Source organism: Pseudoalteromonas sp. SG43-3 (genome assembly GCF_014164385.1).
Lineage (GTDB): Bacteria > Pseudomonadota > Gammaproteobacteria > Enterobacterales > Alteromonadaceae > Pseudoalteromonas > Pseudoalteromonas distincta.
This window is the reverse complement of the sequence record NZ_JACJFC010000016.1, coordinates 37,396-55,478: the sequence shown is the minus strand read 5'-3', so window position 1 is coordinate 55,478 and position 18,083 is coordinate 37,396. Positions and strand designations below refer to the sequence as shown.

15 protein-coding genes are annotated in these 18,083 nt (G+C 39.2%); 9 read left to right on the top strand and 6 right to left on the bottom strand.

All coding sequences use genetic code 11. The features are described 5' to 3' along the window. Window positions 1-116: 116 nt before the first annotated feature. The 6 genes from H5157_RS14820 to H5157_RS14795 all read left to right on the top strand — a co-directional run bounded on the left by H5157_RS14820 (window position 117) and on the right by H5157_RS14795 (window position 9,081). Window positions 117-1,610 (top strand): peptide MFS transporter, encoded by a 1,494-nt coding sequence (locus H5157_RS14820; protein ID WP_182724982.1) that lies wholly within the window; start codon window positions 117-119, stop codon window positions 1,608-1,610. A 147-nt stretch (window positions 1,611-1,757) separates the two neighbouring features. Further along, window positions 1,758-4,487: a metallophosphoesterase gene (locus H5157_RS14815; RefSeq protein WP_182724981.1), complete on the top strand. Its 2,730-nt coding sequence runs from the start codon at window positions 1,758-1,760 to the stop codon at window positions 4,485-4,487. Window positions 4,488-4,805: 318 nt separating this feature from the next. Further along, window positions 4,806-5,852, top strand: a complete 1,047-nt coding sequence (gene hppD / locus H5157_RS14810; RefSeq protein WP_182724980.1) for a 4-hydroxyphenylpyruvate dioxygenase — start codon at window positions 4,806-4,808, stop codon at window positions 5,850-5,852. A gap of 136 nt (window positions 5,853-5,988) precedes the next feature. Continuing rightward, window positions 5,989-7,302 (top strand): fumarylacetoacetase, encoded by a 1,314-nt coding sequence (gene fahA, locus H5157_RS14805; RefSeq protein WP_182712575.1) that lies wholly within the window; start codon window positions 5,989-5,991, stop codon window positions 7,300-7,302. Window positions 7,303-7,445: 143 nt separating this feature from the next. Next, the gene (locus H5157_RS14800) at window positions 7,446-8,609 is read left to right on the top strand and encodes a M23 family metallopeptidase (protein WP_039487126.1); all 1,164 of its coding nucleotides are present in this window, start codon (window positions 7,446-7,448) and stop codon (window positions 8,607-8,609) included. Further along, complete coding sequence (locus H5157_RS14795) at window positions 8,599-9,081, top strand: polymer-forming cytoskeletal protein (RefSeq protein ID WP_002958196.1); 483 nt, start codon at window positions 8,599-8,601, stop codon at window positions 9,079-9,081. The genes H5157_RS14800 and H5157_RS14795 overlap by 11 nt, the downstream gene beginning before the upstream one ends. Before the next feature lie 21 nt (window positions 9,082-9,102). Here H5157_RS14795 and H5157_RS14790 read toward each other — a convergent pair whose 3' ends face one another. Then, window positions 9,103-9,576: a hotdog fold domain-containing protein gene (locus tag H5157_RS14790; protein WP_024595671.1), complete on the bottom strand. Its 474-nt coding sequence runs from the start codon at window positions 9,574-9,576 to the stop codon at window positions 9,103-9,105. A gap of 183 nt (window positions 9,577-9,759) precedes the next feature. Between H5157_RS14790 and H5157_RS14785 the strand changes: the two genes are divergently transcribed. The 3 genes from H5157_RS14785 (at window position 9,760) to H5157_RS14775 (ending at window position 12,131) form a co-directional block, all read left to right on the top strand. Next, window positions 9,760-10,959 (top strand): multidrug effflux MFS transporter, encoded by a 1,200-nt coding sequence (locus H5157_RS14785; RefSeq protein ID WP_182673728.1) that lies wholly within the window; start codon window positions 9,760-9,762, stop codon window positions 10,957-10,959. After that, on the top strand, window positions 10,956-11,600 hold the full coding sequence (locus tag H5157_RS14780; RefSeq protein WP_182724979.1) for a LysE family translocator: 645 nt from the start codon (window positions 10,956-10,958) through the stop codon (window positions 11,598-11,600). The genes H5157_RS14785 and H5157_RS14780 overlap by 4 nt, the downstream gene beginning before the upstream one ends. A 66-nt stretch (window positions 11,601-11,666) precedes the next feature. After that, window positions 11,667-12,131 (top strand): methylglyoxal synthase, encoded by a 465-nt coding sequence (locus H5157_RS14775; RefSeq protein ID WP_002958191.1) that lies wholly within the window; start codon window positions 11,667-11,669, stop codon window positions 12,129-12,131. 19 nt (window positions 12,132-12,150) lie between these two features. On the opposite strand, the gene yegD is transcribed toward H5157_RS14775, so the two are convergent. From yegD to H5157_RS14750, 5 genes are all read right to left on the bottom strand, one after another. After that, window positions 12,151-13,515, bottom strand: a complete 1,365-nt coding sequence (gene yegD / locus H5157_RS14770) for a molecular chaperone (RefSeq protein WP_024595669.1) — start codon at window positions 13,513-13,515, stop codon at window positions 12,151-12,153. A 62-nt stretch (window positions 13,516-13,577) separates the two neighbouring features. Next, on the bottom strand, window positions 13,578-14,420 hold the full coding sequence (locus tag H5157_RS14765; protein ID WP_182712573.1) for a DNA ligase: 843 nt from the start codon (window positions 14,418-14,420) through the stop codon (window positions 13,578-13,580). 33 nt (window positions 14,421-14,453) lie between these two features. Continuing rightward, entirely contained in the window at window positions 14,454-15,110 is a 657-nt protein-coding gene (locus tag H5157_RS14760; protein ID WP_024595667.1) for an HAD family phosphatase, read from the bottom strand. Window positions 15,111-15,185: 75 nt separating this feature from the next. Then, the gene (locus H5157_RS14755; RefSeq protein WP_002958185.1) at window positions 15,186-15,485 is read right to left on the bottom strand and encodes a hypothetical protein; all 300 of its coding nucleotides are present in this window, start codon (window positions 15,483-15,485) and stop codon (window positions 15,186-15,188) included. 105 nt (window positions 15,486-15,590) lie between these two features. Further along, window positions 15,591-17,855: a TonB-dependent receptor gene (locus H5157_RS14750; protein ID WP_182724978.1), complete on the bottom strand. Its 2,265-nt coding sequence runs from the start codon at window positions 17,853-17,855 to the stop codon at window positions 15,591-15,593. Between the last annotated feature and the right edge of the window lie 228 nt (window positions 17,856-18,083).

The window sequence follows — 18,083 nt, the reverse complement described above, 5'->3', positions numbered from 1 at the left end:
TCTTAGCTACAAATAATAAACTGATGGTCGAGCATTTTAGTATGACTAAATATTAAGATAGCTAAAGCAAAAAATTATAAGGCCATTACAACAATTCTTAAAGTTAGGAAGTAAATATGAGTTCAGCTCCAGATAGTGGTTGGTTTGGCCACCCTAAAGGACTTTCGACATTGTTCTTCACTGAAATGTGGGAACGAATGAGTTATTACGGTATGCGAGCTATGCTCGTATTATTCATGACAGCAAGCTTACAAGAAGAAGGCCTTGCCTTTACTGTTGCATCAGCTGCTGCAATCTATGGTTTGTACACAGGCGCAGTATACTTTTTAGGCTTACCAGGTGGTTGGCTAGCTGATAGATTGTTTGGTGGTCAAAAAGCAGTTTGGTATGGCGGCATAATTATTATGATTGGCCATATTATTTTGGCTATTCCACATGATTATTCTTTCTTCGTTGGCTTAATATTTGTAGCAACAGGTACTGGTTTACTAAAACCAAATATCAGTGCAATGGTAGGCCAATTATATAGCGATGCTGATGAGCGTCGTGATGGCGGTTACGCTATTTATTACATGGGTATTAACATGGGTTCTTTAATAGGTTACTACGTATGTGGTTACTTTATGGAGAACGTAGGCTGGCACTGGGCATTTGGTGCGGCAGCTGTAGGTATGGCCATTGGTTTAGTACAGTACAAACTCACACTTAATAACTTACCAAAGCACAGTGCTTTACCGGCTAATCCATTAGGCTCTAAAGGTACTTCACGTGCATGGGGCGGTATTGCTGCATTTGTAATTGCAGCTGCTGCAGTTACTACGGCTGCAATGACCGGCGCTATTGTTATTAATCCAACTGTAGTTGCAGGTTACACAGCCATTGTATTTACTATTATCTTTTTTGTTTATTTTGGAGTTATTTACTTTACAGGTAATTTAACAGATGCAGAAAAACAAAGAATGTGGGCACTATTTTTAGTATGTATTGCATCTGCATGTTTTTGGTCTGGCTTTGAACAAGCTGGTTCATCATTAAACTTATTTGCTCGCGACTATACTGACCGTCTTATTGGTACTTTTGAAATCCCTACAACGTGGTTTCAATCATTAAACTCACTGTTTATTATTGCTTTATCGCCATTTTTTGCAGCGCTTTGGATTAACTTATCTAAAAGCTTAGTATCACCTAGCTACAGCGTTAAATGTGCAATTGGCTTAATTATCATGGCATCAGGCTTTTTAGTTATGTTTATGGCGGCTCATTACGCAGCTGAAGGCTTAAAAGTTGCGCCTTACTGGCTTGTTACTACGTACTTTTTACATACAGTGGGTGAGCTTTGTTTAAGCCCTGTAGCATTAAGTGCTGTAAGTAAGTTATCGCCTAAACGTTACACTGGCCAAATGATGGGTGTGTTTGTATTAACTTACTCAATCGGTAACATCATCGCAGGTTTACTTGCTGGTAATTTCGATCCGAATAATGTTGATGATATTCCTAACTTATACTTACAAATTGCATTATTTAGCATTGGTGTTGGTGTTGTTTTAGTACTAATGACTTTTAAAGCTAAAGTATGGGAAAAACAAGGTTTAGAAGAGAAAGTCTCTTAATTATTGTTTATTTCAAACGTAGCAATATAACCTAAGACAATTCCTCCATAGCTTCTATGGAGGAATTTTTTATTCAACTTTGCCCTGCCCCCGTTAACTGATATTATATCCTGATTGGTTATTGAATAGACTCAGGGACATCCGTAGATGCAATCGTTAACGATATCACGTGTTATTATATTTATATTTCTTAGCTTTATTCTAACTGCCTGTGGTAGCGGTGATGAAGTGACGGTTAATCCAAACGATCCTGTTGAGCCTGAACCTAGCAAATTAACACTATCAAGCGCTAATGGTTTAGAGGCTACATTAGACGAAGGCAATTTTATATTTAATGCACCTTCCAGTGCTATTTCTAGTGATGTAGAGCTTACCTACGAGAAAACATTATTAGATGAGACGAATATACAACAAAATATAATTTCTGATTTACATGCGCTTACGCCCTCCACGCTTACTCTTGAAAAACCTATTACCATTACAATAAAAATCCCTGATGACTATGCATTAGGCGGACAACTGTTTATCGCAAAACTATCGGGCGCTAACTGGGATACTGTTACAAATTCAATAGTTTTAGATGGATTTGTTAGCGCTCAAGTAACAACACTGGGCACATATGCAATACAAATGCAGCGCAATGAAGCTTTTGCAAATATCGGCCCAACTTGCGACGCTAATGCAACAGAGCAGTCGGTAAGGTTTGTTCACGTTGCAGATTTACATGCTCGCTTTGGCTATGAAGAGCAATATTTCAGCCGGATCAAAGCCTACTACAACCAAGTAGCAAGCCAAACTCCGCACACCTTATTTACAAACGGTGGTGACGACTATGAAAAAGGCACCGTTGCTGAGCAATTATCACAAGGTACCGCGACAGAAGAAGCTATTAAAGCAATGCAGTTTGACCTACGAGTCGTTGGAAATCATGATTATGCTTGGGGCCCTGAAAAATTACTAAGTTATTCCCAAGACGAGAATGCAATTGTACTTGCTAGTAATACTCGTTATGAAGCAGAGCAACTACAAGACTTTGCAGGCGTAGGATTTGCAAAAGTACAAGTAGGGTGTATTACACTTGGTGTGTTTGGCATGACCTCAGTGCCATGGAATGAGCTAGATGAACCAATTCAAGATGATCCGATCCCTGATTTTATTAAACAATTTAAAATGAGCTGGCAATGGCAACAAATCGCACAAAGCATCGTAAACCAATACAGTGATGATGTAGATTACATGATTATGTTGAGCCATTTAGGTGTGGGCCAAGATACTGATATGGCAACAAACGTACCCGGTATAGACTTAGTACTTGGCGGCCATACACACGGTGGGGAAAGCTACACAACCCTTGATAACGGCGCTATTGTTTTACAACCGGACTTTTATGCTAAAGGTATTACTGACTTAACGCTTACTTTTAATTTAGCTGATAAATCATCCCCAGTTGTTGATTACAAAACGATTGAAACCGATACAATTGATGAACGCGATGAGGCAACAAAACTAGCTATAGATGAGATAATGGGGCGTTATGCTCCCGATGCAGAAACTGAAATCGCTATTTCTGAAAACTATCCAACTGATGCGCAGCTAGCCGAAATAACCGCCTTAGCCGCAAAACATTCAAGCACAATTAGCGCAGCATTACTTAATCCTGAACTAGTACAAAAGCGCTGGACACCCGGCACACTTACTCAAGAAGACTTCCATAAAGCTTTTTACGTAGAAAGACAGCCATCAAATACGCCAGGGTTTAACTCTATTTATAAAGTAACAGTATCGGGAAGCGACTTAACAACGATGTTTGCAAGTCAACCAGATTGGTTTTTACTTAAACCTGAAGATATACAACCCACTAATAATTACGAAGTTGCACTATTTAAAGGAGCAGCTTTGAATCCTGATTTATTTTTTAATAGTGTTACATTCTCAAACGTAGAACCAATAGCTGAAGCTTGGTGGCTACTTGATAAATATGCACGTGCTAGAACAAGTCAGTGCCTACACCTTGACACTGACACCGAACTTTATTCATGTAACAACTTAGCAAATGTAACCGTATGGAACTTTGACGATACTAACAACCCGTTAGCAGCTGATTTTGGACCTTCGGTACTTAGCTACTTTGATCCAGATGAAACAAATTGGGGCACTGCAGAGACACAATATAGCACCACTACTCAATTAAATATTGATGATTTAAGTGATGGTCCTTCAGGTGTTATGGCGTTTTCTCGCCACGCTCCAACAGAAGGCTTACTTATTGATTTAAACACACCAGCAAATGGTGACTTTGCAAATGAAGGAATGGTGTCTGACTACACCTTGGTAATGGATTTATACTGGCCCGCAGAAGGTAAAGATATTTACCGTGCAATTATGCAAGCCAATACAACTGATTATCTTAATGATGATGCCGATATGTTTATTGATCCAAGCGGCGGCTATGGACAAGCAACTAGCGATAGCGGCTATTTTGGCAATACACAACCTGACTCTTGGCATCGTATAGCTTTTGTATTTTATACAGCACCAACCAACGGGGTGTTTGAAGTCTATATAGATGGAGAACTTGCTGGCGTAAAAGAGGATGGCGAAATCGATAGTCGCTGGGCACTCAATCAATCTGTATTGCTTTTTACAGATAACAATTATGAAACAGTACCAGGGTACTTAAATTCGCTGCTTTATGCAGGACGTGCTATGACCAGAGATGAAATTAAAAGTATGGGCGGCGCACAACAAAAGCTGTCTTTTGAGCAACCGACGCGAGTGCTAAATCAAACCATTGAGCGCCATTACCAAGCAGCTCCAGCAATTAAAACTAACATGTGGATAGAACAACGGAACAAGTTCTTTGGTAACGGCTCTTAAAGTGTAAACAATTACATACAAAAAGGCTTTTACTTATTAATTGTAAGAGGAGGTTTAGCGCAGGTTAAACCTCCTTTTTAGTATTTAAATACAATGACTTAAAAACAAATGCTCCCACTTGAATTTATACCATATAACTTCATTTTACTTAACTGTATTACAAACACGTAACTTTATAATAACCGTCCTATAAAATTTACACATGCACTACATACTAAATAGCGCCCCCCTCTTCCCCAAATTAAAAATCTGGTTGATTATCTACTGCAATATGACAACAACACATAATCGCAGTGCTTAATTGCGGGAGTAATAATAATGAGTGAAGTAAATAACTATTTGGGTTTAGTCGGTATTGAATTTACCGAGTACGCAACACCTGATGCTGATTATATGAATAAAGTATTTACTGATTTTGGCTTCTCTAAGCTTAAAAAATTCAAAGGTAAAGACATTGTTTATTACAACCAAAACGATATTCACTTTCTTCTGAATAACGAGCGTGAAGGTTTTTCTGCAGAATTTGCTAAAAGCCATGGCCCTGCTATTTGTTCAATGGGTTGGCGTGTTGAGAATGCGCAAAAAGCATTTGAAACAGCTGTAGAACGTGGTGCAAAACCAGCGACCGACTCAACGCATAAAAATATGCCTTACCCTGCGATCTATGGTATTGGCGACAGCCTAATTTACTTTATTGAACAATTTGGCGACAAAGGCACTATTTACGAAAGTGATTTTGAAGACTTAGAAACGCAAAATGTTGTAGAAGATAAAGGCTTTATCCGAATCGATCATTTAACCAATAACGTTTATAAAGGCACCATGGAAAAATGGGCTAACTTTTATAAAGACGTATTTGGTTTTACTGAAGTACGCTACTTTGACATTAAAGGTCAAAAAACAGCGCTTATTTCGTATGCACTTAAATCGCCATGCGGCACCTTCTCTATTCCAATAAACGAAGGTAAAGGTAACGATAACAACCAAATTGATGAATACCTTGGTGAGTACAACGGCCCAGGCGTTCAACATTTAGCGTTTTTAACAGATGACTTAGTAAGCTCTCTTGATAAGCTTGATAAATCAACAATTGCCACTTTAGATATTATCCCAGAGTACTACGATACTATTTTTGACCGTGTACCTTGGGTTGCTGAAGATAAAGAAAAAATTCGTGAGCATCAGATACTCGTAGATAGCCAAAGTGAAAATTGTTATTTATTACAAATTTTCTCTAAAAACTTATTTGGTCCAATCTTTATAGAAATGATCCAACGCGTTGATGATGGTGGCTTTGGTGAAGGTAACTTCCAAGCATTATTTGAATCAATCGAACGTGACCAAGAGCGTCGCGGCGTTTTATAAAATATTTGAGTAAATTAAAAGCAGCGAACTTCGCTGCTTTTTGTCGTTTTAATATTTAAAAAGTATGGCGCCAAGTACAAGTATGATTAAATAAACTATACCTTGTCGCCATACAGTAAAATCCAAAGGAAATGTAATGAGCCTAATTAACGAAACCCACGATATTAATTTAACCAGCTGGGTAGAATCAGCTAATGTTGATAATTGCGACTTCCCGATTCAAAACTTACCGTTTGCAGAATTTCGTCGTAAAGGGTCTGATGAGGCCTTTCGTGGTGGTGTTGCAATTGGTGACCAAGTAATCGATTTAGCAAAACTAAGTAAATTAAACGTTTTAACAGGTGACGCTAAAACAGCCGCAGATGCAGCAAGTGAAGCAACTCTAAATACATTTATGGGTTTAGGGGGGCAGTATTGGTCAGCACTTCGTTTAGCGCTTTCAAAAGCACTACGAGCAGGCTCTGAGCACCAACAAGCGCTTAGCGATACGCTTGTTGCACAATCCGATATAGAGTTTTCTTTGCCTTGTCGTATCGGTGATTACACCGACTTTTACACTTCTATTTATCACGCTACAGCTGTGGGTAGTTTATTTCGCCCTGACAACCCATTATTACCTAACTATAAATGGGTACCTATTGGTTATCATGGTCGCTCTTCATCTATTGACGTATCGGGTCAAACATTTCATCGACCTAAAGGTCAAACCAAAGCGCCAGACGCAGAAGTGCCATCATTCGGCCCTTGTAAACGCCTTGATTACGAACTAGAGCTGGGTATTTACTTAGGTAAAGGCAATGCACTGGGCGATGCAATCGCTATCGAAAATGCTGAAAACCACGTATTTGGCTTTTGTGTATTTAACGATTGGTCAGCACGTGACTTGCAAGCGTGGGAATATCAACCGCTTGGTCCATTTTTAGCTAAAAACTTTGCCTCAACTGTATCGCCTTGGATTGTAACAACCGAAGCATTAGCGCCTTATAGAACAAGCTGGACACGTGATGAAAACGATCCACAGCCTATGGACTATTTAGAATCAAAAGCGAATCGCGACCAAGGTGCTTTTGATATTCAAATGGATGTTAGAATTCAAACGCAAAAAATGCGTAGCGAAGGCCATAACCCAACGCGCGTATCAACATCTAGCTTTAAGCACTCTTACTGGACTGTGGCACAAATGGTTACTCATCACACAGTAAATGGCTGTAACTTTATGCCAGGTGACATGCTAGGTTCGGGCACTCAGTCGGGTCCAACGCACGAAGAAGCAGGTTCATTACTTGAGCTTTCTCGTGGCGGTAAAGAAAAAATCACGCTAAGTAATGGCGAACAACGTAGCTTTTTAGAAGATGGCGATAACGTTATTATGCGTGGCTGGTGTGAAAAAGAAGGCTATGCACGTATAGGTTTTGGCTCTGTAGAGAGTACTGTACTGCCGGCAAAATAATACGCATATTAAAAAATTTATTAAAAGGGCTGCTTACTAAAAGCAGCCCTTTTTTATTAATTTTTGAACAGTTACAATTTTTTTCTAGCTTTTTTAACTCAAATTGCTATCTTAATTCGGTTAATAGCCAGTGTTTATATGCCATGTCAGTATTTATAAAGTCTTTTTATCATAAATTTTTCCCTGCTCGTCAGCTACTTATTCGTCAAAATGGCGAAGTTAAGCATGTTGTTTTAGCCTCTTGGTTTCAACTTCTTGTAGCGTTGCTTATTTTAGTCACTTTTACTTGGCTGAGTATTTCAAGCTTTCGTGTTTATACACAAACAAATAAAATCTCTGACATAAAACAAAATCAAATAACCGAGCAAACGCTGTGGCAACAAAAAGTCAGTGAGCAACAAGCCCTTCAAGCAACGCAGTTAGAGCAACTTGCAATTCTTGAGCAAAAGCAGGCGCTACTGCAAAGCATGATCGAATCCCTTCCTGCTTCAATTAGCAAAGACGTTATTAAGCTTGATACAGAACTTGATGTACCTATTAATGAAAATGGCAATGAATTTCATGAACCATTAGTCGATGAAAATCAAAAAGGTAAACAAGCACAGTTAATCGCTCCAATTACATTCGCAACAAGAGTGGCCAACTTAAATAATCATTATGAGCAAAGCTTTACCTATTTAGATAACCAAATTAGTGAACGTCACCAAGCCATTTTAGCTATGGTTAAAGGCGCAGGAATTGAGTCTGCGCTTGAGCAACACCTAATATTAAGCGCCCAGACAACTGCACAAGGTGGGCCTCTTGATATATTTAACGAAACAAAAATTCCGAGCCACTTTTTAGCCATCGTTGATAAGTTATTAATATTAAATAATTTAGAAAACTTTTTAACTGAGCTACCAAATACCCTGCCTTTAGCTAAAGCTAAATACTATATTTCGAGTAATTTTGGCCTTAGAAAAGATCCCATGAATAGTAATCATGCCTTTCATAAAGGAATTGATTTAGCCGGTTGGCATAAAACCGAAATATTCGCTCCAGCAGACGCTGTAGTGCTTCGTGCCGGTCGTAATGGTGGTTATGGTAACTTTATTGAGCTTGAACATAAAAATGGCTTAGTGACTCGATTTGGACACTTAAATAAAATTAAAGTAAAGAAAGGTCAATCAATCACTAAACATGATGTAATCGGTTTAATGGGCAGCACCGGCCGAAGCACAGGCACGCATTTACACTACGAAGTATTACTTAATGGTAAACAAGTCAATCCTCTAAAAATAACAAAGGCGCTTTCTCGTGTTTGGTAGAAAAAAACAAAAAACAGTTAGCTCTAATTTAAAAAGAGTGAATCACACACCGTCTATTATTTCTGAAGACGTACGCCTTACAGGCACTTTAGTTAGCCAAGGTGAAGTACAGCTTGATGGCCGTATTGATGGTGACATAAAAGTGGAGCATTTAGTTATTGGCTCAGCGGGAGTTGTTGAAGGTATTGTTGAAGCTAAAAGCGTTATTGTTAAAGGTAAAGTTATTGGGTCAATTAATGCCAGTGAAGTAAAAGTACAAAGTGGCGCTCATGTTCATGGCGATGTATTTCACGATACATTGAGTATTGATGCAGGCGCAGTAATTGAAGGCAGTTTAAAGCAACGCTTTGAAAAAGAAGAGCCGGAACTAATTTCGAAAGAACTAAAACCCGCAAAAGAAGTTAAAGCATTATTGAAAGAAGATGGCAGCGACTTATCATTTGTAAATAAACAAGCCGCTGATAAAAGCTAAGTCAAATTAGCTTTACGTAAATTAATTTTTCTCAGTAATGTACATAGTAATATCTGCAGTGAAAACAAGCTCATTGCGGGTATTATACAGTTTAACCGGTACTACTAAGTCTTCTTTATCAATCCACTTATGTGGTAAATCAATTTCAGCGACTGCTCGTACATCTGTATCTACTTTAGCCAAATACCTAACTGTCATCCCTTTTGGGATCCAACGATGCGTTTTAACTGGCACTGTTGCATCAACCATTACACCTGCACACAATTCAGCTAAGTTACACTGCGCAATAGCATGAATAGTTCCAATATGATTATGAACGCTTCGGCGGTTTTTAACCACCGCACTACAATGGCCCTCTCTCAAATCGAGTACGTAAGGTTTCATCGAACCAAAATATGGCGCTTTAAAGCAAACAGCTTTAGTAAAAAGCCAATTCCCAAAAGGTAGGCGCTTAAATTTATGCCATGTTTGTACAAGTGCAGATTTATTACTCATTATTATTTTCCATCAACAGTTACTTTTTTAAAATTAACACATCAGACCAGTTTTAAAAAGTGCATTTATGCTGGCTTTTTCGCCTAATCCAATCAAAAAGTAAGAATGACGACCTATGCAGGGGTCATAAGCCCTTTCTTTTTTATGAGTGCCCACCTAAAATACTCGACAAAAGGAGACTCAATGCAAACACAGCCCGCTAAACCTAATATGACTTTGTTACTTATCTTAGCGTTACTCGTTATATTTTGCCCTATGGCAATCGATATTTACCTACCTGCTTTTCCAACTATTGCAGAACAATTTGCAGTTACTGAACAACAAGTACAGCAAACCGTTGCTATTTTTATGCTTACAGTGGGTTTAGGCCAATTAATTGCGGGCCCTTTGGCTGATAGATTTGGCCGAAAACCAGTGGCAGTAGTGGGCATTAGTTTGTATGCAAGCTCTGCATTACTCGCATACTACTCGCCTTCTTTTGAGATATTACTAATAGCACGTGCTTTTCAGGGATTTGGAGCCTGTGCCACATTTGTTGTCGCATTTGCGATAGTGCGTGATAAATATGGTAGTGAACGAAGCGGACAAATGATTACCTACCTTAACGGGATTGTGTGCTTTATTCCGGCAATGGCACCTATTTTAGGGGCTTGGCTTACCGTACAGTTTGGCTGGCGTATGAACTTTATGTTTTTAACCGCGTTTGCTATTTTGGGCCTTATTGTTACCCTATTCTTTTTTAGAGAAACTCGTCCTGCTGATAGCCATTATCAGGGCCATATTTTAGATTTACGTCGCTTTACACCGATTATTAAAACACCGGTATTTTTGTTTAATAGCCTAATTTGTATGGTCTCAATGTCGGCCATATTAGTGTATGTAACGCTCGCACCAGGCTGGCTTATTACACATTTAGGGGGTACCGTAGCCGACTTTACTTTTTGGTTTACGTTAAATGCCGTAATAAGTATTGTCGCAAGTTTTATTTTACCTACCTACATTAAACGAAATAGCCAACGTGCTTTGCGTGTCGGTGTGAGTGTACTGGTTTTCTCAGGCATTTTAATGCTAGCCCTTAGCGGTATAGAAACGGCATTTGCGCTTATGCTACCTATCTTAATTGCTGCATTAGGGTTTGCTTTAAGTTTAGGCTCTGCTGCAGGAATGTCTCTGTCTAGCTTTCCTAAACAAGCAGGCACAGCCTCTGCATTACTCGGTGCTATGCAAATGAGTGGCGCGAGTATACTTGTTGTTTTAACCCAATATTTAGGGCTAAGCACACCGTGGTTGATTGCTTTTCACTTATTATTGCTAGTTCCGCTTTGGCTTATTTTAATGAGCAAAAAAGCACATAGTTTACACCCGGCTAAAAGTACTCAATGATCAATCCTGACTTTTTAGTCTCATTTTTATTAGCCAGCTTTTTAATGGCAGTAGCGCCTGGGCCATCAAATGCATTTTTGATGGCGCAAACATTTGCTAATGGTCGAAGTGCTGGTATGCAAAGTGCTTTTGGTTTTGCATTAGGTGGGGTTGTTCATACGCTATTTGCTGTTGTAGGCCTAAGCGCAGTACTGAAAGCTTCCCCTAGTGCCTATGCCGCAGTGCAATATGCAGGCGCAGCATACTTATGCTATTTAGGGTTTATGATGATTAAAGGCACGCTAAAGCAGCCAGATCCGACATCTGATGACAAGCAAACCGATAAACCGCATATAAGTACCAGTAAAAAAAGTAATGTCATATTTCAGGCCATGATGACTGAAGTATTAAACCCTAAAGTAGCATTATTCTTTATTGCATTTATTCCACAATTTGTAGATCCAACGCTTTCATCGGCTACTTTTCAGCTCGCTTTTTTTGGCTTACTTTACCCTCTTTTTGCTTTTCCGATTGACTGCACGTATATTTATTTTGGCGACAAAATTGCACAGTTTTTTAGACGTAACCCAAATAGCCAACTTTGGATTGATAGGATCACTGGCATTGTATTTATTGCCCTTGCTATCAATCTATTATTTTAACTAACCTGCACTTTGGTTAAGAGATTTATTCTTCCGAGTTTAGGTTCATCAATAAAAAGAATTAGCATGGAACAAAAAACACAATCTCTTCCCGCACAAAAAAATATTGCTTTAGTGGCACACGATGGTAAAAAAGCAGCACTAAAATTATGGTGTGAAAAGCACAAAGAAATACTAAGTAAGCACACTTTATATGGCACAGGTACTACGGGGCATTTAATTCAAAAAACTACGGGGCTTGATGTAGTTCAGCTTTTAAGTGGTCCTATGGGCGGCGATCAACAACTTGGCGCTAAAATAGCAGAACATGAGATACATGTTTTAATATTTTTTTGGGACCCATTAGCATCACAGCCTCATGACCCTGATGTTAAAGCGCTGCTGCGTTTAGCAGCTGTTTGGAATATTCCGGTGGCGTGTAATGAAGTGAGTGCAGATATGTTATTAAGCTCACCGCTTATGGACGTAGAGCTTGAACGCACATTGCCAGATTACGAAAAATACCTCGCAACCCGACAAATAGATCTTTAAACCTCAATTGTAATCTAGGTTATTTATAAAGCATGCTGGCCCATTTAGTCAGGCCAGCGGTTACACTACCAAAGTGATCCCCGTTAACCATCTTTATATCGCCTAAGTGCTCACTTAAAGCCGCTTTAATCAATGGTGACTGTGCACTACCGCCTGTTAAGTAAATAATGTCTGGCGTGGTCGCAGCGTCGCTGATTGCTTGTTTTGCTAAAGTAACTATTTGGCTAATACTACTCTCAACGGCAACAGCTAAATCTCTTACAGATACATTTTTATTCAGCCCACTATCTAAAAAACTTAAATCACAATCAAACACACTAGCAGACGAAAGTGCTATTTTAGCCGCTTCACCTTGTTGCACTAACTGATGTCCTTGCTTGTTTTGCTGTAAATGTATTAAACGTTTATAAAGCTCAGGTGCACTTACATCACGTAATTGTGCGTTTAGCTCTCGGGTATGGCTTTCACTATAAAATTGGCTTTGTAAGTTTACATCGTTAATTTTACACGCTTGCCAAAACGCTTGATTAGGCAAAGGCAAACCCGATTTAAACGTACTACCTAAACCCAATAACGGCATTAAACCATGAAAGCTCAAAGCAATATCTAAATCGTTTCCGCCAACACGTTTACCACTGTGAGATAAAAAATCGCTATCGCGCTGGCTATTTCCTCTAAAGCTTGGGCCCATTTGTACAAATGAGCAGTCACTTGTACCACCACCAATATCAATAACGAGTACTTTTTGATCCTGAGTTAAATCACTCTCGTAATCGATACCCGCAGCAAGTGGCTCATATAAAAACTCTACGTCTTTAAAACCAGCACGTTTAGCAGCACGCTCTAAAATACCGACCGCTTGTTGATTTGATTGCTCACCACCCACAGCTTGAAAGTTTACTGGGCGACCAATCACTGTTTGTGTAAGTGTTTTACCTAAAGAGAGCTCAGCACGTTGCTTAATTTTTAAGATCATCGCGGTTGCGATATCTTCAAAAAAGTTAATTTGACCTTGCTTTAAACCTGTTGCACCAAAAAATGATTTAGGAGACTTAACAAAATAGCCTTCTTCAGGAAACTGCACGTACTCGCTAATCGCTTCACGACCAATAAATAGGGTTTCATCTGAAGGTTGTAAATCAAGGTCTGACTTAATACGAGGTAAGGTATTTAATAATGCTTGGCGCTGCGTTAAAAAGTCATGCTCATGGGCTGTGCCATGTAAATGCTTAGCAACAAAATCAACAACCAACGCGCTGTGATGAGTGTAAAGTGTAGACGGTAAGTAATGTTTTCCTTGCTCTAGCGGTACTAATTGAACATTACCCTCGCTCATTACACCCATAGCACAATTAGAACTACCGTAATCAAAACCTACAAACATACTTCACCACACATTACCAAAAAGGCCGCGCAATTTAGCACACTTTGTAAAATTTATAAATGTTATAAACTATCTCTGACCCGTAAAAAACTGGCAAAACGCGGTAACCCATTTTTTGTTAAGCCATGAAATCGGTACGTTACAGTACTACCAATCTCCGGTGGTATGGAGCGCTGTGCATCATTAAACCCAGTACCAATAGAAAATACCTGCCCCTGCGCTGTTTTTACCCTTAATGCCCCTAACATACCTTGATATTTACCTTTGCCTGGTAAGTGCGCAATTACAACCGCTTCTGCATCTAAATAAGGTTTTAATTTTAGTAATGCATTACTTCTTCCATTGCTGTGCTTCGCGCTGGCCAAATGAAGCATTACGCCCTCGCCGCCCTGCTTAGTTATGTTCTCAAAATACTCTGTAAGTTGCTCATTATTTGTAAAGCTATATTGAACTACAGCACTAATGTGCGGCGAGTTTAGGCTAGTAATAAGCTCATTATAGTTTTTATAGCGAGTGCTAAAAGGCAGATTTTTATCTGGCATATCAAATACTTTATAAGTAATAGTTTGCCAATCATGATTATTAGGTTTTTTAGTTCTGACTATGCCACTAAGCGCAGAAAAGTGCTCACGTTTAGTCCACAGCTCACCATCAAGCCATACATTTGGCAATGGCGCTGTAAACCAACTTGGCGCATTGATAATATTACCCTTACGAGTGACAAACTGCGTGCCGGTCCAGATAGCTCTTACGCCATCATATTTTTCACTGACTAAATATTTACTTACATCATAATGCTTCGTTTCGTCATATACTTTAGCCAGTAAAACAGACGGTTGTGCTGCACTTATGCATTGCGTAAAAAGTACAATAACAATTAAAAGCAGGTGTTTAATAGTAAACATTGGCGCATCCAAGCACGTAAAAGTTGGCTTAAACTATAGTTGAGATTGCGCCCATTGCCAAAACTCATCTAAGTTGCTCATTTGATAGGTAGCTTGGCTAAAGTCGTGATCTTTAGTATGGCTATTGGCAATGGCTACAACACGTAACAAAGCATTATTAGCAGCTGTTACCCCTGTGTAAGTATCCTCAACAGCAATTGCATTGCCAGGTTGTATATTTATCTGCTCAAGTGCCAGTAAATACGGATCCCCTGCAGGTTTAGGATTAGTTACATCATCTTTTGTAACCACCGTATCAAACAGCTCATAAAACCCTAAGCCTTTCAGTATTGGCATAGCTTCACTTTTAGCACTGCCTGTTACTAGCGCCATTTTTAAGCCACTCGCTTTTACAGCTTTCAATGTTTGCTCTGTAAATGGCATCAGTGGCGGTAAATGTGTTACTACATATTCACCAAATAAACGGTATTTTTCATCTGCTAAAAACTGTGCACTTACCGATAAGTTATGCTCTTGCTTAATTTCAATTGCGGCTTCTAAAGTGGGCCGTCCCGAAAAGCGCTGACAAAAATCATTTTCTAAATAACTAACACCGTAGGGTTTAAGTAATTTACTCCAGCATACAAAGTGCATGCTTTCTGAATCAACTAATGTGCCATCCATATCAAATAATATTGCTTTTAAAGTCATCCTCATTCCTTATTTAACTTGTGCTAAATTTTGACAATAAAAAAGGCGCCTTAAGCACCTTTTATATAAATACAGTTATTGCGTTAAGCCTGCTGGCGGCTCACCCGTTGCTTCCTCACCCGTTTCAACATCAACAAGCTCGTAGCCACGCGTTTTACGTACAACTTTAAGTACTGGTTTATCAAATGCAGTTTTTAAACGCTCAGAGTCATCTTTCAACTCATCTAAGGTTGTTCCAAAAGGGGCTGCGCCAGTTTCTGACCAGTTAGTTACTTTACCATTTAGGTTATATTCTACTTCATGTATTTGATATTGCGCTGCTTCGTCTTTCGTTGCTTCACAAAAAATTACACGGTAATTCCAAAATCCAGCCATCTTTTTATCTCTTTAAATTAATTAACGCTACTTTACCAGCTTTATAAAAACATAAAAGCCTGCACAAGGCAGGCTTTTAAAAATTAATATAATTTAAGGTTATCTCTAGAAGAAGTTAACTTTAAATTCAGCACCAACATAACGCTCTTCGTTAACAATACCTGTATTGTTATTGAAATCTACAGCGCCAATAACTTGTTGCTCGTCAAATAAGTTACGAACAAACGCAGCAACTTCGTATTCGTAATCGCCTTCAGACCATGTGTAACCTGTACGAAGACCTGTTTCAATAAGCTCTTTACCTTCAAACTCTACTGATTCGTAAAGGAACATATTGATTTTACTACGATAAGAAATATCACCGCTTGCGAAGAAATTACCATCGGCAAGTTCTTTAGTGTAGCGAAGCGTAAAGTTAGAGATCCACTCAGGAGCATGCGGTAAGCTATTACCATCAAGTACAGCAAGACCAGAACCATTAATTGGGTCAGTTACAGTACATTGAGCACAAACAGCGACAGCTAAATCGTTATCTTTAATTTCTGTTTTATTGTAGCTTAAGTTAAACGTTGCATTAAACTCATCGCTTAATACCCACTGCGAGTCTAACTCAAAACCATAGCCAGTCGTTTTATCAGCATTAACTAAACGGTTAAAGTTAGCACCACCGCCTACAGCAGTAAGCTGTTGGTCGTCCATCGTGTAGTAAAATACAGTTGCATTTACACGGCCTTGGCCGTCTAGCACGTCTGATTTAATACCTGTCTCGTACGATGTTACCGTTTCTGACTCAGCTGTTGTAACGTCATCACCAAATAAAATACGACCTTGTAAACTAGGTGCGCGGAAGCTGTTTGCTACACGGCCGTACCAGTTAACATCATCGTTTACTTTATAGTTTGCAGATAAATCCCAGCTAACATGGTCGTCACTAACATCACGTTCTACAAGTAATGCACCGCCACCAATTGGGCTAAGTGTACGATCAGCTACAAAATCTTTATCATCATCAGAATAACGAAGGCCCGCTGTTACTTTTAAATCATCTGAAAAAGTATAATCTACAGAACCAAATACAGCCCATGCAGTTGTGTCTTGTTGTTGGCGAACATAACCATTTAAAGCACCAGCATTAGGTGTTGAGAATGTATCGTAGCTGAAGTTTTCAATCGTTAGCTCTTCATCAAAGTAAAATACACCTACTTGATAATTTAAGTCACCATCAAAGTTACTAGATAAACGTAGCTCTTGCGTCAACTGGTCGTGATCTGGAATGCCATCAGCACTTTCTGAAGAGAAAGGGATAAAACCGGGTCCCATGAAATCTGGAATATAAGAAGCACCATAACCGCCGTCGATGTCAGCGCGAGAATAAATTTCAGCACTTTCCCATGCAGAAATAGAAGTGATTGTGTGGTTTTTAAGTTCCCACTCAAGCTTTAAGCTTGCACCTTCCGATTCTACTTGTTGAGTAGAGCGAGATGCCGCATCTTGATAAACAACATCATTTTCGTAGTTATCTACTAGCTCATTAGTACCCGCTTTAATTACATTTGCACGAAAGGCAATTGGTGAGCCATCTAAGTCACGTGTGTGATAGTTTAATAAAGCAGTAAAATCATCGCCTTCATATAAAAACTGAACGCGTGCCGCTTTTTCAGTGTAACCACCTTGCTCATCTTTAGCTTCAAAGCCTGGAGCTTGGTTATCAATGTAATCGTCTTTGTCTTGCCATAATAATGAAACACGAGCAGATAAACGGTCAGTTAAAGCACCACCTACAGCACCACTTGTATCTACAGCACCACGGCTACCGTATGAAACAGAGCCATATCCATCAAATTCTTGGCTTGGTTTAACAGTATCAAACTTAACAAGGCCAGCTGGCGTGTTACGGCCAAATAGCGTTCCTTGAGGACCACGTAATACTTCTACGCGTTCAACATCAAATACTGGGAAACCTTTTAAAATTGCATTTTCTTGAACTACTTCATCAACAACAAGTGATACTGGTTGTGATGCATTCAAATCGAAATCGGTATTACCTAAACCACGAACGTAAAAGCGTGGGAATGAACGACCAAATGAAGACTCAATAGATAAACTTGGAATTTTCGCATTTAAAAAGCGAATATCCATACCTGCAGAGCTATATGCATCAAGGTTATCACCTTGTAATGCAGATACTGCTACAGGTACTTCTTGTGCATTTTCTACGCGTTTACGGGCGGTAACTTGAATAACTTCTAGTTGATTGCTTTTTTTAGCCGTTTCTTCTTCAGCGGCGAATGCTGAAATAGATGTGCCAGCAGCAGATAGTAGTGCAGCGTTAATAATTGTCGCTATTGCAGATTTCTTTAATGATTTCATGTCGGGTATTAACCTTTAGTATGCACTCTTGTTCAACGGTTTTTTGTGTTGCGCAATGTATTCATTGCGGGCTCGTACAATTTTTCGCGACTTGCTATATGGCGCGCGGACCTCATCACCGAGAGTACAAAACGGAGTAACAAGGCTGAACGAACGATTAAGATTATACCATTGTGTAATAATTTTACTGCATAAATATGAACATAAATGGAAACTTTTTTGCAACAT

Bases quoted from the DNA above. Each gene is read 5' to 3' on its own strand.
- H5157_RS14760 (WP_024595667.1), bottom strand. From the start codon at position 15,110: ATGACTTTAAAAGCAATATTATTTGATATGGATGGCACATTAGTTGAT.
- H5157_RS14755 (WP_002958185.1), bottom strand. From the start codon at position 15,485: ATGGCTGGATTTTGGAATTACCGTGTAATTTTTTGTGAAGCAACGAAA.
- H5157_RS14775 (WP_002958191.1), top strand. From the start codon at position 11,667: ATGGAACAAAAAACACAATCTCTTCCCGCACAAAAAAATATTGCTTTA.
- H5157_RS14780 (WP_182724979.1), top strand. From the start codon at position 10,956: ATGATCAATCCTGACTTTTTAGTCTCATTTTTATTAGCCAGCTTTTTA.
- H5157_RS14815 (WP_182724981.1), top strand. From the start codon at position 1,758: ATGCAATCGTTAACGATATCACGTGTTATTATATTTATATTTCTTAGC.
- H5157_RS14750 (WP_182724978.1), bottom strand. From the start codon at position 17,855: ATGAAATCATTAAAGAAATCTGCAATAGCGACAATTATTAACGCTGCA.
- hppD (WP_182724980.1), top strand. From the start codon at position 4,806: ATGAGTGAAGTAAATAACTATTTGGGTTTAGTCGGTATTGAATTTACC.
- H5157_RS14800 (WP_039487126.1), top strand. From the start codon at position 7,446: ATGTCAGTATTTATAAAGTCTTTTTATCATAAATTTTTCCCTGCTCGT.
- H5157_RS14785 (WP_182673728.1), top strand. From the start codon at position 9,760: ATGCAAACACAGCCCGCTAAACCTAATATGACTTTGTTACTTATCTTA.
- H5157_RS14820 (WP_182724982.1), top strand. From the start codon at position 117: ATGAGTTCAGCTCCAGATAGTGGTTGGTTTGGCCACCCTAAAGGACTT.
- yegD (WP_024595669.1), bottom strand. From the start codon at position 13,515: ATGTTTGTAGGTTTTGATTACGGTAGTTCTAATTGTGCTATGGGTGTA.
- fahA (WP_182712575.1), top strand. From the start codon at position 5,989: ATGAGCCTAATTAACGAAACCCACGATATTAATTTAACCAGCTGGGTA.
- H5157_RS14765 (WP_182712573.1), bottom strand. From the start codon at position 14,420: ATGTTTACTATTAAACACCTGCTTTTAATTGTTATTGTACTTTTTACG.
- H5157_RS14790 (WP_024595671.1), bottom strand. From the start codon at position 9,576: ATGAGTAATAAATCTGCACTTGTACAAACATGGCATAAATTTAAGCGC.